This window comes from Pseudomonas sp. T8 (genome assembly GCF_024610635.1).
GTDB classification, from domain to species: Bacteria; Pseudomonadota; Gammaproteobacteria; order Pseudomonadales; family Pseudomonadaceae; genus Aquipseudomonas; species Aquipseudomonas chlororaphis_I.
The window spans coordinates 6,915,494-6,934,072 of record NZ_CP102374.1 but is presented as its reverse complement, the minus strand read 5'-3'; the positions used below and the strand labels follow the sequence as shown (position 1 = coordinate 6,934,072).

Annotated in this window: 16 protein-coding genes and 2 pseudogenes; 6 read left to right on the top strand and 12 right to left on the bottom strand. The window is 63.7% G+C overall.

Going from position 1 to position 18,579, the window contains the following annotated elements; all coding sequences use genetic code 11:
• Positions 1-141 precede the first annotated feature (141 nt).
• The 5 genes and pseudogenes from NRG23_RS31710 to NRG23_RS31690 all read right to left on the bottom strand — a co-directional run.
• Positions 142-1,350 (bottom strand): DSD1 family PLP-dependent enzyme, encoded by a 1,209-nt coding sequence (locus tag NRG23_RS31710; RefSeq protein WP_257375108.1) that lies wholly within the window; start codon positions 1,348-1,350, stop codon positions 142-144.
• 84 nt (positions 1,351-1,434) lie between these two features.
• The gene (locus NRG23_RS31705; RefSeq protein WP_257375107.1) at positions 1,435-2,763 is read right to left on the bottom strand and encodes a D-arabinono-1,4-lactone oxidase; all 1,329 of its coding nucleotides are present in this window, start codon (positions 2,761-2,763) and stop codon (positions 1,435-1,437) included.
• An 86-nt stretch (positions 2,764-2,849) separates the two neighbouring features.
• Positions 2,850-3,251 carry a cytochrome c5 family protein gene (locus NRG23_RS31700; RefSeq protein ID WP_257373334.1) on the bottom strand — a complete coding sequence of 134 codons (402 nt, stop codon included), beginning with the start codon at positions 3,249-3,251 and terminating at the stop codon, positions 2,850-2,852.
• Positions 3,252-3,537: 286 nt separating this feature from the next.
• Positions 3,538-4,536, bottom strand: coding sequence for a fimbrial protein (locus NRG23_RS31695; protein WP_257373332.1), 999 nt, complete (start codon positions 4,534-4,536; stop codon positions 3,538-3,540).
• Positions 4,537-5,054: 518 nt separating this feature from the next.
• Positions 5,055-5,330: pseudogene (locus NRG23_RS31690) on the bottom strand (energy transducer TonB); the annotation flags it as partial.
• Between the two features lie 82 nt (positions 5,331-5,412).
• Between NRG23_RS31690 and NRG23_RS31685 the strand changes: the two are divergent.
• The 3 genes and pseudogenes from NRG23_RS31685 to NRG23_RS31675 all read left to right on the top strand — a co-directional run.
• A pseudogene (locus NRG23_RS31685) lies at positions 5,413-5,853 on the top strand (helix-turn-helix domain-containing protein); the annotation flags it as partial.
• A 232-nt stretch (positions 5,854-6,085) separates the two neighbouring features.
• Positions 6,086-7,711 (top strand): NADP-dependent glyceraldehyde-3-phosphate dehydrogenase, encoded by a 1,626-nt coding sequence (locus NRG23_RS31680; RefSeq protein ID WP_081360484.1) that lies wholly within the window; start codon positions 6,086-6,088, stop codon positions 7,709-7,711.
• A gap of 61 nt (positions 7,712-7,772) precedes the next feature.
• On the top strand, positions 7,773-8,813 hold the full coding sequence (locus tag NRG23_RS31675) for an FUSC family protein (RefSeq protein WP_257373330.1): 1,041 nt from the start codon (positions 7,773-7,775) through the stop codon (positions 8,811-8,813).
• Between the two features lie 31 nt (positions 8,814-8,844).
• On the opposite strand, the gene glp is transcribed toward NRG23_RS31675, so the two are convergent.
• Together glp and moaB are read right to left on the bottom strand one after the other, a co-directional pair.
• The gene (gene glp / locus NRG23_RS31670) at positions 8,845-10,050 is read right to left on the bottom strand and encodes a gephyrin-like molybdotransferase Glp (protein ID WP_257373329.1); all 1,206 of its coding nucleotides are present in this window, start codon (positions 10,048-10,050) and stop codon (positions 8,845-8,847) included.
• The gene (gene moaB, locus NRG23_RS31665; protein WP_038577944.1) at positions 10,047-10,586 is read right to left on the bottom strand and encodes a molybdenum cofactor biosynthesis protein B; all 540 of its coding nucleotides are present in this window, start codon (positions 10,584-10,586) and stop codon (positions 10,047-10,049) included. The genes glp and moaB overlap by 4 nt, the downstream gene beginning before the upstream one ends.
• A 251-nt stretch (positions 10,587-10,837) precedes the next feature.
• Here moaB and mobA point away from each other — a divergent pair, with 251 nt between their 5' ends.
• Positions 10,838-11,428, top strand: a complete 591-nt coding sequence (gene mobA, locus NRG23_RS31660) for a molybdenum cofactor guanylyltransferase MobA (protein ID WP_257373327.1) — start codon at positions 10,838-10,840, stop codon at positions 11,426-11,428.
• Between the two features lie 147 nt (positions 11,429-11,575).
• Positions 11,576-12,478 carry a LysR family transcriptional regulator gene (locus NRG23_RS31655; RefSeq protein ID WP_009049723.1) on the top strand — a complete coding sequence of 301 codons (903 nt, stop codon included), beginning with the start codon at positions 11,576-11,578 and terminating at the stop codon, positions 12,476-12,478.
• Between the two features lie 30 nt (positions 12,479-12,508).
• Here the strand turns inward: NRG23_RS31655 and moaE are convergent, their stop codons facing one another.
• The 5 genes from moaE to moaA form a co-directional block, all read right to left on the bottom strand.
• Complete coding sequence (gene moaE, locus NRG23_RS31650; protein WP_257373325.1) at positions 12,509-12,955, bottom strand: molybdopterin synthase catalytic subunit MoaE; 447 nt, start codon at positions 12,953-12,955, stop codon at positions 12,509-12,511.
• Positions 12,956-12,958: 3 nt separating this feature from the next.
• Positions 12,959-13,210, bottom strand: coding sequence for a MoaD/ThiS family protein (locus NRG23_RS31645; RefSeq protein ID WP_009049725.1), 252 nt, complete (start codon positions 13,208-13,210; stop codon positions 12,959-12,961).
• Positions 13,207-13,701, bottom strand: coding sequence for a cyclic pyranopterin monophosphate synthase MoaC (moaC, locus tag NRG23_RS31640; protein WP_257373324.1), 495 nt, complete (start codon positions 13,699-13,701; stop codon positions 13,207-13,209). The genes NRG23_RS31645 and moaC overlap by 4 nt, the downstream gene beginning before the upstream one ends.
• 78 nt (positions 13,702-13,779) lie before the next feature.
• On the bottom strand, positions 13,780-14,679 hold the full coding sequence (locus NRG23_RS31635; protein WP_162095659.1) for a bestrophin family protein: 900 nt from the start codon (positions 14,677-14,679) through the stop codon (positions 13,780-13,782).
• Between the two features lie 39 nt (positions 14,680-14,718).
• Complete coding sequence (gene moaA / locus NRG23_RS31630; protein WP_110175629.1) at positions 14,719-15,717, bottom strand: GTP 3',8-cyclase MoaA; 999 nt, start codon at positions 15,715-15,717, stop codon at positions 14,719-14,721.
• 444 nt (positions 15,718-16,161) lie between these two features.
• On the opposite strand from moaA, the gene NRG23_RS31625 reads away from it, so the two are divergent.
• Positions 16,162-18,486, top strand: coding sequence for an FdhF/YdeP family oxidoreductase (locus NRG23_RS31625; protein WP_257373321.1), 2,325 nt, complete (start codon positions 16,162-16,164; stop codon positions 18,484-18,486).
• Positions 18,487-18,579: the final 93 nt, after the last annotated feature.

Here is an 18,579-nt window from a genome sequence, read left to right as displayed (position 1 = left end):
ACGCAGAATGTCTGAACCACCGCGTTATCGTTTATCGCGGGCAAGCCTCGCTCCTACAGAAGAACGTGTGAGCTTCTCTAGGAGCGAGCGGGCGGCAATCCGACTTGCCCGCGATAAGGCCTTCAGCAGCACCGCAAAAACCTAGCTATAGACCGGCCAGCTCTCGACGATCCGCCCGCCGCGCACCGCCAGCAGGTCGCCGAATTGCAGCAGTACCTCCTCGCTCTGCATCGGCCGCAGGAACACCTGGTCGTCCGGCCCCAGGCCCACGGCAGGCGAGCCGTTGACCATCTCCTGGTTGGAACTGCGGCCGAACAAGCCGTTGCTTTGCAGCCCCGAGGGCGACTCGAACTCGGCCAGCCAGTTGCCGCCGTAGATGAAGAACGTCTCGCGCTGGTTCGGGTCCCACCAGGCGAACAGCTTCGACTTGTCGTCCAGCGCCGGGATGCGCACCGGGCCGGTGCTTTTCAGCACCGGCGTGGCGATGTAGGCCGCCGGCCGATGCTCGCTGAGGGACGGCAGGTCGTAGTGGGTCGGCTTGAGCATCGCCGTGCCCACCGACACTTCGCTGCTCAACTGTTCCTGCTCATGCATGCGGTAGCTGGGGCTGCCGGCGGTGTTCAGGGTCAGCCCCGGTTGCCAGAGCACCGGATGGCGTTGCCGGGTGAAGTCCACGGCGCTCTGGTAGCGTTGCATGACCTTGGCGAACAGCGCGTCGGGCGAGCCGAGAATGCCCGGCACGCCCATGCCGACAAAGGGGTCGTAGCCCATGAAACCGGCGAACTCCAGGTGCTGGGGGTTGGCGGCGATCAGGGTCAGCAGCGGCCCCAGTTCGAGGCTGTCCTTCACCCCGCCGCGGTGCAGGCCGACGTCCAGTTCGATATTGATCCGCAACCGGGTGCCCAAACCTCGGGCCAGGGCCAGGTACTGCTGCAGGTGTTCCGGGGTGTCGATCAGCCATTGCAACTGCCGGGCCGGGTCGAACGGGCCTTTGTGGCCCTGGTAGAACAGCTCCGCCGAACGCACCGGCAGCGGCTTGCCCAGCAGGATATCGGCCTCGGGAAAGCGCTGGGCATCGTGGTTGAGGAACGGCTGGTGGAACGACATCAGGCGCTGGGTGCCGGCGCGCTGGCCGATGTAGGCCAGTAGCTCCGGCGATGGCAGGGACTTCTCCACTAGCCGCAGCTGCTTGCCGCCGCGCTTGACCGACTGCAGCACCATATCGATGTTGTGGTCCAGGCGGTCGAGGTCGATCAGCATCACCGGGCGCATCGGGCCGTGGGCCTTGAGTTCCTGGTTCAGCGCGCGGAAATAGTCGCTGTAGGGCCCGCCCCGGTCGGCGGGCCGCAGCCAGGCCCCCACCCCCGCCAACAAGGCGCCGACACCCGCGGTACCGAGCAGGAAGTTGCGTCGATTCATCCTATTTATCTCCCTTCAGACCACGCCCAGGATGGACGACAGGTGTGCATTGAGGAACTTGCCGCCGGGGTCCAGCGCCTCGCGCACCCGGGTGAACTCGCGCCAGCGCGGGTACAGCGCCTGCAACTGCCGAGCGTTGAGGCTGTGCAACTTGCCCCAGTGCGGGCGGCCGGCGTACTTCCAGAAAATCGGTTCGACGGCGGCGAAGAAGTTGTGGTGGTCCATGCCGTAGTGCTGGTGCACCGAGATCGAACAGCTGTCGCGGCCCTCGAACATGCTCAGGGGAATATCGTCGGCCTGGACGTAGCGGTACTCGATGGGAAACCAGGTGCGCAGGTCCTTGTCGCGGATCAGCTTGAGGATTTCCCGCAGGCACGCCGGGCCGTGCTCGGCCGGCACCGAGTACTCCATTTCGTTGAAGCGCACGTTGCGCACATTGGCGTAGACCTCGTAGGAGTCGCCGACCCGCTCGTCGAAACTGGCGAAATGCCGCAGGCTGTTGAGCAGGGTGCGGCGGGTTTCGGGAAAATCGCTGAGGTACTTGTCGAGGTTCTCGATCAGGCTGACGAACTCGTTGCCGCCCTCTTCTGCCGGGTCCACCGGCGGGGTCGCCGGGTCTTCGGTTTCATTCAGGGCAATCGACAGCGCGTAGTCGGAATGGGTGACCACCAGCATTTCCCAGTGCTGGTTGTCGCGGGTGTTTTTCGCCAGGTCTTCGAGCAGTTCCTCGGTCTTGGCGATCCACTGTTTTTCCCGCAGGCGATAGGCCGGGCGATTCTGCAGACGCACCCGGGTGGCCACGCCCAACGCGCCGAGGGACACCCGTGCGGCGCTGAAGACCTCGGCGTTGCGGCTGCCGTCGCAGTCCAGCACCTCGCCGCTGGCGGTCACCAGTTGCAGGCCACAGACCTGGGCCGAATAGGACTTGAAGCCAACCCCGGTGCCGTGGGTCGAGGTGGCGATGGCCCCGGCCAGGGTCTGGTAGTCGATGTCGGCCATGTTCGGCAGGGCCTGGCCGATCGCCTTGAGCGGCGCGCCCATGCGCGACATCGGCGTGCCGGCGGCGAACTCGGCCTGCAAGGTGGCGGCATCGTGGCTGAGCAGGCCGCTGAAGAAGCTCAGCGACAACAGCGTGCCGTCGGTGGGCACCAGGGCGCTGAAGGAATGCCCCGAGCCCACCGGGCGGATCTTGCCCGGGACCTGGCGAATCACCTGCACCAGCTCGTCGAGGTCCTTGGGCGCCAGCCGCGCCAGGGGCAGGCAGCTTTGCGCGCCGGACCAGTTGCGCCAGGGAATCAGCCGTGGCGCCCGTGCCAGCTCGGCCAGCAGCGGGTTGCTGGTCAGCGCGCCGAACGTCCCGACGACTGCGCTGCGTTGCAGCAACTGACGTCGTGTGAGGTGCATGGTCATGCCTGTGTCCCTGTGCCGGGTTATTGGAGGTCTTGTGCGGACATGAAGCGGATCAGGGCGAGGAACTGCGCCTCGGAACACTGCATGCACAGGCCCATTGGCGGCATGCCGTTGTAACCGTTGATGCTGTGGTCCAGCAGGGTGTCGGCGCCCTGGGCGATGCGCGGGCGCCAAGCCTGAACATCGCCGGTCAACGGCGCGCCGGACGCCGGGTTGGTGTGGCAGAGCTTGCAACTGCTGTCGTAGATCCGCGCCAGCGCCGAATCGTCGGGCAGCTGATGCACGGCCGCCGCCGATGGCGGCGCGGGCTGGTCGCCACAGGCAACCAGCAGCCCGCCCAGCGCCAGGCACAGCGCGACGCGCGTCAGGCGATACAGCACGGTGACGGATGAAAACCGCAGCGAGGCAGTCGGTACCGGCATGGTGTTCCTCTCGGGTGACGGTCGGGATCGACCCAGAGCCAACACTAAGGCAGGCGCCGCCACGGCCTGAGGGCATTGCGGGCCAGCGAGGGGGGCATCTGCGGCCAGGCCTGTGCAGACGCTTGCCCGCGATGGGGACGTCGCGGCCTACCGGTGGACCGCGTTATCGTTCATCGCGGGGTCCTGGGACCGCCGCTACGCGGCCGCTCCTGCAGCAACACAAGAGCGTTTGAGCATGATGGGCGGGAGTGTTGGATTGGCCGCGCAATGGAGAGCGTCCGCCTGGCTACTGGTAGCTCATGGTGAAGGTCGCAGCAGCATCGGCTGTTCCGGGGCCGACCACGCCACCGGTCGGGATATAACGAGCCTTGAGCGGAATGCTCACCTGGTCGTTACCGAATTCACCGACTTGCCACTGATTCGGATTGTCAGCTACCGCCGAGTCAGGACCAAAGCTGACCAGCGTGTCGTCACCGCGCAATATCTGGATACCCACCCCCGAGGCAGTGGATGAACGCGACAGGGACAACGTACTGGACTGATTGCTCGGGTCGGCGGCGTCGCTCAGGGTCATGAACATTCTTGTGTGAGCACCCGCATCCCCGCCCGAGCATTGCAAACGAATCTCCAGGGGACGGTCGGGGTTGGTAGCGCCCTTATCGGCCACCGCGCTGACGTGTACTTTGCCCATGCCCACGGCGATAGTGGGGGTCGATACGGTACACGTAGGTACTCTCGGCTTGATCTCCAGATTGCCGCTGATTACATAACGCTGAAAATCCATGCCGTGATCGAGAGCCGTAAAGGTACCGACAAGCCCCGTCATCCGCCCCCCCGCAGTAATAGGGCCGGTTTTTACCAACTCGATTTTTACGGAAGGGGTGTAAGCATACATAGGGTAATCCGTGGAGCCTTCCCAAGTTCCTTGTGGCCACCATCCACTGAAATAGTATTGGATACGAATACCTACACCAGAAACCGAAGTCGCATAGGTGTTGAACCTTCCCACGGCCCCTACCCCCCTATACTCGATACGGCCAATGGAACTGGAGCAATAGGCTACCCCCGGTTGCTCCTTTCCTTGTGCTGTGGAACTGTACAAGACCGTGCCGTCAGGAACACTGGGATCAAAGGATTCGGACGGTGTCACTGACAAGGTGACGGTGCGCGTACCGACGTTAACGCCGCTCATTTCAACAATGCAGCTTGCTTGCGCTTTCAAACAGAAAAATGAAAAGACAAGCGCAAAAATTCCGGGAAAATTTTTCCAAAAATATTGAGACATGAAATACTCAGAGCATATTGCCGAAAGGAGGGCTGGCTTTATACCACCAAACATTACCCAAATAAAAAAACCGACTTATTTTCAGAAAAGCCTTATATGAAACTTTAAGAATCGCCTTATATAAAAATATCTTACAAATCCTCTCAAAAAACATTTAGCGAAACTACTGGATATTCAATCTGAAGCGAATGAAAACAGTGAGAAAGTTTCTGTTCAATTCCACATCAGATCAAAGGCGTTACTGCACTGTTTTCCTCGCCGGCCACCACGCTTCGCGCTGACAGAAAAATACGGGAGTGAGCGGGCGTCGATCCGACTTGCCCACGATGGGGACGCCGCGGTCTACCGGTGGACCGCGTTATCGTTTATCGCGCGCAAGCTGCGCTCCTACAGAAGCAGGCTTGCCCGCGAAAAACCGTCAACGATAACGCGGTGTCCTGGAGACCGCCGCTACGCGGGCGATCGAGCAGCGGCCGGCCGTTTCTGCTGAAGAACAACAGCCGGGGCTATTTGATGCGCTAGTGGAAGGTGTTGCGCACCGCGGGCACCGACACCGCCCGGCCGTCGACGATGCGCGGCTGGTAGCGGAAGGTGTTGGCCGCCGCCAGCGAGGGGCGGATAAACAGCGGGTGGCAGCCATCGAGCACCTTGGGGTTCTCCACCTTGCCTTGCGGGTTGACGCTGTATTCCACGGTGCAGTCGCCTTCGATGTTCTTGTCCAGGGCGCGTTGCGGGTAGTCCGGGGCCTCCTTGCTCAGGGGCAGGTACTGGCGGCTGTCGGCCGCGGCCTGGGCGTCGAGCAGCAACAGGCCGTCGCGTTCGCTGGCGGCCAGGCGCTCGCTGGTGCCGGGCACAAAGCCGATGGCCTCGATGGCCATGGACCTGATGCGCATCCCCCGCGAATTCCTCACCCAGGCCTGGCCCAACGCCTCGGCCACCGCCGGCCAGGTGGCGCGCCAGGAAGCCCTGGGCCAGCTCGAGCAACTGGGCTTTGCCTCGAGCTTTCTCGACTGCGTCTACCGCTACCTGCAAGGCCAGGTGCGCCAGGCGCCGAGCCTGGAACAGACGGCCCAGGCCTTCGGCATGAGCCCGGCCACCCTCAAGCGCAAGCTGCACAAGCACGGCAGCGGTTTCCAGCAGCAGGCGGACCTGGTGCGCAAGCATGTGGCGCTGTACCTGTACCGGATCAAGGGCCTGAGCAACGAGGAAGTCGCCGAGTACCTGAGCTTCAACGACGCGGCGAATTTCCGCCGCTCATTCAAACGCTGGACCGGCAGCACGCCCAAGCTGATCCGCCAATTGTTCAGCGCCGGTTGAAACAAAGGCTGTTTTTCCATGGGAAAAAGCGGCTACTCTTGGCCCAAAGAACCACACCATCACACCTCTGCTGCACGACTTTCCGCCATTTTGGCCCAGCTTTTTGCTAAAGACCCGAGACATCAAGGCGTATACCCGTAGAAACAAACCTTGAAGACCTGTCTCGCCCGTCAGCGCCGGCGCGCTATCCAGCCCGCCGGTGCATTGCCCATTGCCATTACGGAATAGAGTCATGACCACAGCCCATCTGTTGAACACGCTGTTTCCCGTCGCCGCCGACATCCCCGAGCAGTACCGCCTGGACGGCCAGGTCGAGCAACGCGAGTACCTGGTCGACGGTCAGTTGCAGACCTGGAACGGGCCCCTGGCCCTGGTGCGCAGCCCGGTGTACCTGGACACCGCCAATGGCGACGAGCAAGTGATTCTCGGCAGCACCCCGCTGCTCGACGCCGACACCGCGCTGACCGCCCTCGACGCCGCCGTGCGCGCCTACGACCGTGGCCAGGGCGCGTGGCCGACCATGCGCGTGGCCGAACGCATTCAGCACGTCGAAGCCTTCCTCGGGCGCATGCGCGAACAGCGCTCGGCGGTGGTCAAGCTGCTGATGTGGGAAATCGGCAAGAACCTCAAGGACTCGGAAAAAGAGTTCGACCGCACCTGCGACTACATCGTCGACACCATCAACGCCCTCAAGGAACTCGACCGCCGCTCCAGCCGCTTCGAGCTGGAGCAGGACACCCTCGGCCAGATCCGCCGCGTGCCGCTGGGCGTGACGCTGTGCATGGGCCCGTACAACTACCCGCTGAACGAGACCTTCACCACCCTGATCCCGGCGCTGATCATGGGCAACACCGTGGTGTTCAAGCCGGCCAAGTTCGGCGTGCTGCTGATCCGCCCGCTGCTGGAAGCCTTCCGCGACAGCTTCCCGGCCGGGGTGATCAACGTGATCTACGGCAGCGGCCGGGAAACCGTCAGCGCGCTGATGGCCAGCGGCAAGATCGATATCTTCGCCTTCATCGGCACCAACAAGGCCGCCAGCGACCTGAAGAAACTGCACCCCAAGCCGCACCGCCTGCGCGCGGCCCTGGGCCTGGACGCGAAAAACCCTGGCATCGTGCTGCCGGAGGTGGACCTGGATAACGCGGTCAACGAGGCGATCACCGGCTCGCTGTCGTTCAACGGCCAGCGCTGCACTGCGCTGAAGATCCTCTTCGTCCATGAAACCGTGGTCGATGCCTTCATCGAGAAATTCAACGCCAAGCTGCTCAGCCTCAAGCCGGGCATGCCGTGGGAACCGGGGGTGGCGCTGACGCCGCTGCCGGAGTCGGGCAAGGTCGATTACCTGCACGCCCTGGTGGCCGACGCCATCGACAAGGGCGCCAAGGTGGTCAACCCCGGCGGTGGCGAAGCGCGGGCCTCGTTCTTCTACCCGGCGGTGCTGTACCCGGTGAACAGCCAGATGCGCGTGTACCAGGAAGAGCAGTTTGGGCCGGTGGTGCCGATCGTGCCGTATCGCGACCTGGAAACGGTGATCGACTACGTCCTGGAATCGGACTTCGGCCAGCAGCTGAGTATCTTCGGCACCCAACCGGCACAAGTCGGACGGCTGGTGGACGCCTTCGCCAACCAGGTCGGGCGGATCAACCTCAACGCCCAGTGCCAGCGCGGCCCGGACACCTACCCGTTCAACGGGCGCAAGAACTCCGCCGAAGGCACGCTGTCTGTGCATGACGCGTTGCGCACCTTCTCGATCCGCACCCTGGTGGCCACCAAGTTCCAGGAGAGCAACAAGGAGTTGATCAGCGACATCATCCGTAACCGCGAGTCGAGCTTCCTGACCACCGATTACATTTTCTAGAAACGGAGAATTTCCCCTGGGCCTGCCAACCCCTTGGCGATCCTTTCGCCTGCCGCCGCTGTTGCGCCGATTCCTGCTCCCGGTACTGGACCCGTATCGGCGCTACCGCTACGCCAAGCTGATCCATGCGGTGCGCGTGGCCCTGGGGTTGCTGGCCACCATCGCGCTGACCACCGGCCTCAACCTGCCTCACGGCGAATGGGCGTCGGTGACCATGCTGGTGGTGATCGGCGGCTTGCAGCACCACGGCAATATCGGCAAGAAGGCCGCGGAACGGGCCATCGGCACCCTGATCGGCGCGGGCGTCGGCCTGGTGCTGGTGGTGCAGCAGGCTTATCTGGGCATGTCCTGGCTGACCTACCTGGGGATGTCGGTGGTGTGCGGGTATTTCTCCTATCACGCCATCGGCAAGGGCGGTTACACCGCGCTGCTGGCAGCAATCACTGTGTTCATCGTCGCCGGCCATGGCGACAACCACGTCAGCGATGGCCTGTGGCGCACGGTGGACATCCTGATCGGCATCGCCCTGGCCCTGGCCTTCTCCTTCGCCATTCCGCTGTATGCGGTGTATTCCTGGCGCTACAACCTGGCCAGCGCCTTGCGCGACTGCGCCACCCTTTACGGACGCATCATCGGCGGCCAGTCGGTGACCGACGATGAACACTTGAAGTTGCTCGGGCGCCTCAACAGCACCTTGCTGCAATTGCGCTCGCTGATGCCCTCGGTGTCCAAGGAAGTGCGGATCTCCATGACCGAACTGGACGCCATCCAGCGCAACCTGCGCATGTGCTTCAGCACCCTGGAAATCCTCGGCAATACCCGGCCGAACCTCAGCGACCCACAGGCTCGCGAGCAGCTGCAACAGGTGTTGAAACACGAGCACCGGCAGGTGCGCATACAGCTGGTGGGCATGGCCCGCGCCCTGCAATCCGGCGCCACCAGACGCCTGGGGCGGCCCCTGGATGGCCCGTCCTCCTCGACCCTCGACACCTCGGTCTACAGCGTGCTGGACGGCTACCGCCTGCTGACCCGGCAACTGGTGGCCAACCTCAACGAGATGCGCCAGCGCCTGGCGAAAAGCGCGGAGCACTGGAAGATCTGAGGGCCCTGCGCCTGCCGCCAGACCGCGCCTGCTAGAACAACTCGCTGAACGGAATGAAGCGCGCCGGCTCCCCGGCCCGCAAGGTGCTGCCCTCGGGAATCTCCACCAGCCCATCGGCCCAGGAGGCGCCCAGCAACACGCCGGAACTCTGGTTCGGATAAAGCACGGCGCGCCCCTCCTCCAGCCTGGCCCGCAGGTATTCGCGACGGCTGCCCGCTTTCGGCCAGTCGAAACCGACGCTGACCGGGAAGCTCAATGGCATGACCTCCTCGACACCCTGGATGCGCAACAGATAAGGCCGGGCCAGCAAGCCAAAGGTCACCAGGGCCGAGGTCGGGTTGCCGGGCAGGCCGATCACCGGCACCCTGCCGAAGCGCCCGACAGTCAGCGGCTTGCCGGGTTTTATCGCAAGCTTCCAGAACACCGGGGTGGCGCACTCGCGCAGCACCTGGCCGAGGCAATCGGCGTCGCCGGCGGACACACCGCCGGTGGTCAGGATCAGGTCCGCCGCGCACTGCAACTGCTCCAGGCGCAGCCGGGTCTGCTGTGGCTGGTCGGGGAGAATCCCGGCATCGATCACCTCGCAGGCCAGGGCACTCAACCAGTGGCTGAGCAGGGTGCGATTGCTGTTGTAGATGCAGCCGGGGCGCAAGGGCGTGCCCGGCTCGACCAGTTCGTCGCCGGTGGACAGCAATGCCACCCGTGGTCGCCGCACCAGCGGCAGATGGGTACAGCCCTGGGCCGCGGCGATGGCCAGTTCGAACGGCCCCAGGCGTTTGCCGGCACGCAGCAGCACTTGCCCGGCGCGGTTCTCCTGGCCTTGGGCGCGGATATTCTGGCCGGCCTTCAGCGGCTGCTTGAAGCGGACGCGACCGTCGTCAAGCTGCTCGACGTTCTCCTGCATCTCGATGCTGTTGGCACCCTGGGGCAGCGGCGCACCGGTGAAGATTCGCGCGCAGGTGCCCGGCAGCAACGGCTCGGGGGGCTGGCCGGCAAAGATGCGTTGTGACACCGCCAGCGGCTGCCCGTCCCAGCCCTCGAGGCTCAAGGCATAACCGTCCATGGCGCTGTTCGGCCAGGGCGGCAGGTCCAGGGTCGCCACCAGGTCGCTGGCCAGCACCCGTTGCCGCGCCTCGCCCAGCGCCACCGGCTCGCTGTCCTGCAAGCGTTGCGCCTCGGCCATGGCCAGCAAGCGGGCGATGGCCTCCTCCACCGGCATCAGCGGTGACGGGCTCATCCGCGGGTCCCGCAGGCTTGCACCTGCTTGAGGTGCGGCACGAAATTGCACGGCCGGTGGCGGGCGTCGAGCTGCTCGGCGAGGATGCCTTCCCAGGCGGTCCGGCAGGCGCCGGTGGAGCCCGGCAGGCAGCACACCAGGGTGCCGTTGGACAGCCCGGCCAGGGCCCGGCTCTGCACGGTGGAAGTACCGATATCGAGGATGGAGATCGCCCGGAACAGCTCGCCGAAACCGTCGATCTGCTTGTCCAGCAGGCAGCTCACCGCCTCGGGGGTGCTGTCGCGTCCGGTGAAGCCGGTGCCGCCGGTAATCAGCACCACCTGGATATTTTCATCGGCGATCCACAGCGCGACCTGGGCGCGGATCTTGTACAGGTCGTCCTTGAGCAGGTTGCGCTCGCTCAGGGTGTGGCCGGCTTCCAGCAGGCGGCTGACGAGCAGTTGCCCGGAGGTATCGGTGGCGTATTCGCGGGTGTCGCTGACGGTCAGCACGGCAATATTCAGGGGGACAAACAATGCATCCGATTTCACGCTCATGTCTTTCTCCGGCAGGCAGTCATAAAAACCATTGCCAGAGGCTAAAGCGCTGAAACCGTCAGTGTCTAATCACTCTGGCCGACCACTTTATCGAGCCCATCTATCAAGACTTTTTTCCCTGGAAAACGCGGGTCGGCGCGGGTGAAATCCGCGGTCGATAGAGCCTTTTGATCGGACATTCGATACTTCCGATTGGACTCGCGGCGGCGACAATGAGATCGTCCCGATACCCAACCAGCGTGCCTTGAACCATGACCCCGACCTGCCCCGCTTCCCCTTCGTCCATCCCCTGCTCGGTACTGCTGCTGGCCGGCGGCCGTGGCGCGCGCATGGGCGGACAGGACAAGGGCCTGCTGCCCTGGCAGGGCAAGCCGCTGATCGCCCATGTGCAGGCGGCGGTCCGGCCCTTCAGCGACGATCTGATCATCTCCTGCAACCGCAACGCCGAGCAGTACCGGGCCTATGCCGACCAACTGGTGGAGGACTCGCAGAAGGGCTTCCCGGGCCCACTGGCGGGCGTCCTCGCCGGCCTGGCGGTGGCGCGTCATCCGTGGCTGCTGGTGTTCGCCTGCGACGCGCCGAAAATCGATGCCGCGCTGATCAGCGCCATGCTGGCGGCGCGCCCCGCCGCGGACGCGGTGCTGATGGTGCAGCAGGCCGGCCACTGGCAACCCATGTTCAGCCTGATCCCCAAGGCCTTGCTGGCGAGCCTGCAGCAAGACTGGGACGCCGGCGAACGCAGCCTGCAACGCGCCTTGTCGAAGCACCGGCCGCAAGCCTTGGTCTGCGCCGAGGACGACCCGCGCCTGAGCAACTTCAATACCCCTGAGCTACTTTCTTAACGGCATTTTTTAACAGCGTTTTTTAGCAGCTCCGCGTGCCACCGAACGGGTGCACTGTCTTTTCCTCCAAAAGGTCGGCTCGGGATTTCCAAGCTGCGTGCATCCTGAAGACCGACCTTACCAACCCCTTCCTCAGCAGGTGCCATCGTGGATATCAAACAACTCAAATTCCTTATCGCCCTGGACCAGACCCGACACTTCGGCCAGGCCGCCGCGCGCTGCCACATTACCCAGCCGACCCTGTCCATGCGCTTGCGCAATCTGGAGGACGAGCTGGACCTGGTGCTGGTCAAGCGTGGCCAGCGTTTCGAAGGTTTCACCGAGGCCGGCGAACGGGTGCTGGCCTGGGCGCGGACCCTGCTCGCCGCCCATGACGGGCTGTTCGCCGAAGCCGCCGCATGCCGCGGCCAACTGGTCGGCAGCCTGCGCCTGGGCCTGGTGCCGCTGAGCAGCTTCAACCCGATCGGCTACGTCCAGGGCCTTTCCAAGAGTTTCCCGGAACTCAAGTTCGCCCTCTCATCCATGAGTTCGGACCAGATCATCGAAGGCCTGGGCAACAACCAGCTGGACCTGGGGGTGTGTTATCTGGACCACGTGAACCCGAACTATTTCGAGTTTTTCGAGATCGGCGAAACCCGCGTCGGCCTGCTGTACGACACCCGCCACTTCCATTTCGAAGGCAGCGAAATGAGCTGGGAAGAAGCCGCCGAGCTGCCCCTGGGGATGATCAGCAATGGCATGCACTACCGCAAATCCATCGACCTGAGTTTCCGCAGCCGCGGCCTCGACCCGCAGCCGATCCTCGAAAGCGATTCCACCTATCAGCTGTTCCAGGCGATTCACGAAGGCTTCTGCTGCTCGATCATGCCGCTGTCCAGCGGCCTGGAAAATCCGATCGAGAACCTGGCGTTCATCAACCTGCCGGATGCCAGTGTGCTGGCGCCCCTGGGCCTGGTGATGCGCAAGACCGAACCGCGCTCGGCCATCGCCGAAAAGTGCTTTGCCGAAGCCAGGAAACTGTTTGCCGCACCAGAGCCAACGGCCGACTAAAGGTGCTGCGCCGCAGGGCGCATCCCTGCCCTACCAGCGACTGGCAGCCAGTTGGTCGCTCTCCCGGCCATCCACCCAACGCTCGCCGGACGAAGTCTGTTCACGCTTCCAGAACGGCGCGCGGGTTTTCAGGTAGTCCATCAGGAAGGCGCAGGCCTCGAAGGCCGCCTGCCGATGGGCGCTGGCGACGCCGACAAACACGATCGGCTCAGCCACCTGCAACACCCCCACCCGATGCACGACCCTGACCCGTTGCAGCGGCCAGCGCTGATTGGCCTCATCGACGATGCGCTGCAACGCGCGCTCGGTCATGCCCGGGTAATGTTCGAGGAACAGGCTGCCGACCTGCTCCCCGAGGTTCAGGTCGCGCACATAGCCGACGAAGGTCACCACCGCGCCAATGCTCGGGTCCCCGCCGTGCACCTCGCGGTGCAGTCGATCGAGGTCGAGGGCCTCGGCCTGGACATGCACGGTCATGGTTCAGCCCCCGGTGACTTGTGGGAAAAACGCGATCTCGTCGAAGTCCTCGATGGGTGCGTCGAGGTTGCACAGGTCCTGGTTCAGCGCGCACATCAGGCTGTTTTCGCCGAGCACCGCCTGCCAGGTCTCGCCCCTGGCCATCAGCAATGTCCTCACGTCGCCGACGCTGCGCAACGAATCGTCCAGCGCGATCTTCTCGCCGCCGATACCGAGCTGCTCGCGATAGCGGGCAAAGTAGTTGATCAGAATCATGCGGTGACTCCCGCGTCAAAGGTGCCGGATCGTCCACCCTGTTTCTTCAGCAGCTGGATGCTGTCGATGACCATGCCGCGGTCGACCGCCTTGCACATGTCGTAGATAGTCAGCGCGGCCACGCTGGCCGCGGTAAGGGCTTCCAGCTCGACCCCGGTGCGGCCGTTCAGCCGGCAGGTGGCGACGATCCTGACGCTGTCGGGCTCGACGGCCTTCAGTTCGAGGTGAATCGAGCTGAGCATCAGCGGGTGGCAGAGCGGGATGAGCTCATGGGTTTTCTTCGCCGCCATGATCCCCGCGATGCGCGCCACCGCGAACACGTCGCCCTTGGGGTGGCCGTTCTGCTGGATCATCTGCAAGGTGGCGGGCCGCATGCGCACCCAGGCCTGGGCCTGGGCTTCGCGGTCGGTGGGCTGCTTGTCGCTGACATCGACCATGTTGGCGCGGCCTTCGGCGTCCAGGTGAGTCAAGGTGGTGGAATCGTGGTGCATGGTTATCCTCGCAGCCGGCTGGCTGGGTTGAGTACTTGATGTCGCCCGGGGGAGCCAGGGCGAACGCATGGGCGCCGATCAGCTCAGCACGAAGTCCACCGGCTGCAACACCGGCGGCAGCTGGGTCGCCCCCAGGGCATCCAGCACCTCGCGCTCGATGGTGCGCACCAGGGCATTGGTCGGCAGGTCGTTCTCGTCTCGGCCGAAGGGGTCTTCCAGCTCGTCGCCAATGGCATCCAGGCCGAAGAACGTATAACTGACGATGGCCGTGAAGATCGGCGTCAACCAGCCCAGGGGCTCGGCCATGGCAAAGGGCAGCAGGATGCAGAAGATGTAGCTGGTGCGGTGCAGCAACAGCGTGTAGGGAAAAGGCAATGGCGTGCTCTTGATCCGCTCGCAGATGGTCTGGGCGTTGGTCAGGCTGCTCAGGTGATTGGCCAGCAGCGTGTAGCGCCATTCGTTGATCGCCCCGGATTCGGCCAGGGCCGAACACTGTTGGCCGACGTGGCGCAGGATGCTGTCCGGCACGTTGGGCGTCTGGGCCGGCGGCAACCGGCTCAGCCAGGTGCCCGCCGCGCTCGACTCGTCTTCCTGGCGCAGCCTGGCGTTGAGGGCATGGGCGAAGCCGCAGAGGTCGCGCAGGATCTTGCCGCGTTGTCGCGAATCCTTGATCGCCTGGGTTTCGCGGATCATCGAACGCACCTCCGTCACCAGCGTGCCCAGGGCCTTGCGCGCTTCATACCAGCGGTCGTAGCAGGCGTTGTTGCGAAAGCTCATGAAGATCGACAGCGACAGGCCCAACAGGGTGAAGGGCGTGGCGTTGACCCTGGAGAAATAGGCCGGGTACAGGGTCTCGATAAACACGATCGCCGAGGCCAGCAGGGTCACCAGCAGGCTGCGCAGGGCGATGCGCTTGGCGATCGAGCCCTTGAGGGAGATCAGCACATTGATCAGGTTGGGTTTGGATCTGACGATCATCGCAAGACAGCCTTTTTGCAGAGAGGGAAACCGCGCGGATCAGCCGCCGGTCATGTTCATGAACCGCACCACTTGCACCTCGTCATTGAGTTCGAAGTTGTGGCGGTACGGCTTGATTTTCATCGCCTCGACGATTGCCCGCTCCAGGCGCTCCGGCTCGCCCGGGTGGCTGCGCAGCACCTGCTTCAGGTCGACCGAATGCTCGTTGCCCAGGCACAGCAGGAGCCGGCCCTCGACGGTCAGCCGCACCCGGTTGCAGGTGGCGCAGAAGTTGTGGCTGTGGGGCGAGATGAACCCCAGGCGAATCTCCGGCGCCTCGGCCAGGCGCCAGTAACGCGACGGCCCCTGGGTCGATTCGGTGGAGTCGATCAGGGTGTAGCGCTCGGCGATGCGCTCGCGCACCTGGGCGCTGGAAAAGAACGCATCGGCGCGGCTGTGTTCGCTGATCACCCCCAGGGGCATCTCTTCGATAAAGGAGATGTCCAGCCCACGGTCGATGGCGAACCCCACCAGGTCGTTGATCTCGTGATCGTTGCGCCCTTTCATCACCACGCAGTTGAGTTTGGTGTGCTGGAAACCGGCGGCGCTCGCCGCATCGATGCCGGCGATGACCTGGGCCAGGTCGCCGGTGCGGGTCAGCTCGCGAAAGCGCCTGGCATCGAGGCTGTCGATGCTGATGTTCAGACGCTTGAGCCCGGCATCGAACAGGGGTGCCGCCAGCTTGCCCAACTGCGAGCCATTGGTGGTCATGCACAGCTCGCGCAGCCCCGGCAGCGCGGCGATGCGCCGGCACAGCTCGACGACGCCCTGGCGGATCAAGGGTTCGCCCCCGGTCAGGCGGATTTTCCGGGTGCCCAGGGCGACGAAGCTGTGCGCCAGCTGATAGAGCTCCTCCAGGGTCAGGATGCGTTGCCGTGGCAGGAACTGCATGTCTTCGGCCATGCAATACACACAGCGAAAGTCGCAGCGATCGGTCACCGACATCCGCAGATAGTCGACTCGCCTGGAAAAACCATCCCGCAGGATTCGATCTGACATTACCGCCTCCATCAACACTTCAGGCGCATTGACCAGAAGGCTGTTATTGGAAGGCCGCCGTTATAGAGGGGCCTTGTTGCGGCAAGACTAAGTTCAATTAAAAGCGCCGTCTAATCGCTATTAACAACCGGTTGATCAATAGGATCTATCAAGCAGAAAAGCATCCAAAATCACGCCACCTTAAACAAATAATCCATTGATTTATTTTGATTTTTTCCATGATAGAGGACCTCGATCAACTGGTCATTAATAGCGATTAGACAGGCACTTCACGGTCAACATAGGCTTGTTCCCGTAGTACTTGAGCGGCACCCGTGAAGTGAATAAATGCGCATGCCTTGTAACTGGCTGCAAATAAAAGCGCATTTAACCGCACAACAAAACAGTCATGAACAATGACTTGGCATTAGGCACAGCCTACGTGCGATGTCCTGGAGAAGAACCATGAGCGAAGTTGAACGCTACAAACCCTACAAGGGAGCAGCCGCCGGTTGGGGCGCGCTGATCGCCGTGACCAAAAACTGGTTGGGCAGCGAAAACGCTTTCAAGAATATTCGCACCATGCTCAAGACCAACCAGAACGGCGGTTTCGACTGCCCGGGTTGCGCCTGGGGCGAATCGCCGGAAAACGGCATGGTCAAGTTCTGCGAGAACGGCGCCAAGGCGGTCAACTGGGAAGCCACCGGGCGCCTGGTCAACCCGGCTTTCTTCAATAAATACACGGTGGCGGCGCTGGCGGCGCAAAGCGACTACTGGCTCGAATACCAGGGCCGCCTGACCCACCCCATGCGTTACGACGCCAGCACTGACCGCTACGTCGAAACCAGCTGGGACGATGCCTTCGCCCTGATCGCCAAGCACCTGAACGCTCTGGAGTCGCCCGACCAGGCCGAGTTCTACACCTCGGGCCGGGCCAGCAATGAGGCCGCCTACCTCTACCAGCTGTTCGTGCGTGCCTACGGCACCAACAACTTCCCCGACTGCTCGAACATGTGCCACGAGGCCAGTGGCCTGGGCATGGACGACAGCGTCGGCGTGGGCAAAGGCACGGTGACCTTCGACGACCTGGAGGAAGCCGACGCCATTTTTGTCATCGGCCAGAACCCTGGCACCAACCACCCGCGGATGCTCGAACCGCTGCGCGAGGCAGTGAAGCGTGGCGCCCAGGTGATCTGTTTCAACCCGCTGAAAGAGCGTGGCCTGGAACGCTTCCAGCACCCGCAGCATCCGCTGGAGATGCTCACCAACGGCTCGGAGCCTACCTCCTCCGCTTACTTCCGCCCGGCCCTGGGCGGCGACATGGCGGCCATGCGCGGCATCGCCAAGTTCCTCTGGCAATGGGAACGCGAAGCGCTGGCGAACAATGGCGAAGCGGTGTTTGACCGCGCCTTCATCGCCGAGCACACCTCGGGCCTGGACGCCTACCTGGCCGAGGTCGACGCCACCAGCTGGGAGCACATCCTCGAACAGTCCGGGCTGTCCCTGGAGGACATCGAGCTGGCTGCGCGCATGTACCGCAAGGCCAAGCGGGTGATCATGTGCTGGGCCATGGGCGTGACCCAGCACACCCACTCGGTGCTGACCGTGCAGGAAGTGGTCAACGTGCAGTTGCTGCGCGGCAATATCGGCCGGCCGGGCGCCGGGCTGTCGCCGGTGCGCGGCCACAGTAACGTGCAGGGCGACCGCACCATGGGCATCAACGAACTGGCCCCCGCCGAGTTGCTCGATGCCCTGGAAGCGCGTTTTGCCTTCAAGGCGCCGCGCAAGCACGGGCACAACACGGTGATGGCGATCGCCGCCATGGAAGAAGGTCGCGCCAAGGTGTTCATCGGCCTGGGCGGCAACTTCGCCCAGGCCACCCCCGACAGCCCGCGCACCCATGCGGCCCTGCGCAACTGCGAGCTGACCGTGCACATTGCCACCAAGCTCAATCGCAGCCACCTGGTCACCGGCCGCGAGGCGCTGATTCTGCCGTGCCTGGGGCGCACCGATATCGACCTGCAAGCCCAGGGCCCGCAAGGCGTCACCGTGGAAGACACCTTCAGCATGGTGCACATTTCCCACGGCCAGCTGAAACCCAAGTCGCCGCTGATGCGTTCGGAACCGGCGATCATCGCCGGGATCGCCAACGCCACGTTGGGCAGCCACCCGATCGACTGGCTATGGGTGATCGAGGACTACAGCCGGATCCGCAACCTGATCGCCGACACCATTCCCGGCTTCAAGGACTTCAACAAGAAGCTGCTGCACCCCGGTGGTTTCCACCTGGGCAACGACGCCGCCCAGCGCATCTGGAAAACCGCCACCGGCAAGGCCCAATTCACCCCCAGCGTGTTGCCGGAACACCTGGTAAGCAAGGGCGTGCGCGACCTGGGAGTGAAGCCGGAGCTGATCCTGCAGACCATGCGCTCCCACGATCAGTACAACACCACCCTGTATGGCCTGGACGATCGTTATCGCGGGGTCTACGGCATGCGCGACGTGGTGTTCGTCAACGAGCAGGACATTCGCCAGCTGGGCTACGAGCCTGGGCAGAAGGTCGACATGATCTCGCTGTGGGGCGACGGTCGCGAGCGCCGGGTGAGCGGCTTCACCCTGATCGCCTACGACATTCCCGCCGGCCAGGCCGCGGCCTACTACCCGGAAACCAACCCTCTGGTGCCACTGGAAAGCTACGGCGACCGCACCTTCACCCCGACCTCGAAGTTCATCGCGATCCGCCTTGAACCGGCGCCGGCCAGCAACCTGATCCAGTCCTCCGTCGATTGAACCTGCCCGGGGCGGCGCGCGTCGCCCCGGCCCTTTCGAAACCTGCATTGCCGTCGACCGCGAGCCGCAAGGCTCACCGCGGTCGGCCGTGCC

Coding starts and splice junctions, on each gene's coding strand:
- NRG23_RS31700 (WP_257373334.1), bottom strand. CDS start 3,251: ATGCCGGTACCGACTGCCTCGCTGCGGTTTTCATCCGTCACCGTGCTG.
- NRG23_RS31695 (WP_257373332.1), bottom strand. CDS start 4,536: ATGTCTCAATATTTTTGGAAAAATTTTCCCGGAATTTTTGCGCTTGTC.
- NRG23_RS31680 (WP_081360484.1), top strand. CDS start 6,086: ATGACCACAGCCCATCTGTTGAACACGCTGTTTCCCGTCGCCGCCGAC.
- glp (WP_257373329.1), bottom strand. CDS start 10,050: ATGAGCCCGTCACCGCTGATGCCGGTGGAGGAGGCCATCGCCCGCTTG.
- moaB (WP_038577944.1), bottom strand. CDS start 10,586: ATGAGCGTGAAATCGGATGCATTGTTTGTCCCCCTGAATATTGCCGTG.
- mobA (WP_257373327.1), top strand. CDS start 10,838: ATGACCCCGACCTGCCCCGCTTCCCCTTCGTCCATCCCCTGCTCGGTA.
- moaE (WP_257373325.1), bottom strand. CDS start 12,955: ATGACCGTGCATGTCCAGGCCGAGGCCCTCGACCTCGATCGACTGCAC.
- NRG23_RS31645 (WP_009049725.1), bottom strand. CDS start 13,210: ATGATTCTGATCAACTACTTTGCCCGCTATCGCGAGCAGCTCGGTATC.
- moaC (WP_257373324.1), bottom strand. CDS start 13,701: ATGCACCACGATTCCACCACCTTGACTCACCTGGACGCCGAAGGCCGC.
- NRG23_RS31635 (WP_162095659.1), bottom strand. CDS start 14,679: ATGATCGTCAGATCCAAACCCAACCTGATCAATGTGCTGATCTCCCTC.
- moaA (WP_110175629.1), bottom strand. CDS start 15,717: ATGTCAGATCGAATCCTGCGGGATGGTTTTTCCAGGCGAGTCGACTAT.
- NRG23_RS31625 (WP_257373321.1), top strand. CDS start 16,162: ATGAGCGAAGTTGAACGCTACAAACCCTACAAGGGAGCAGCCGCCGGT.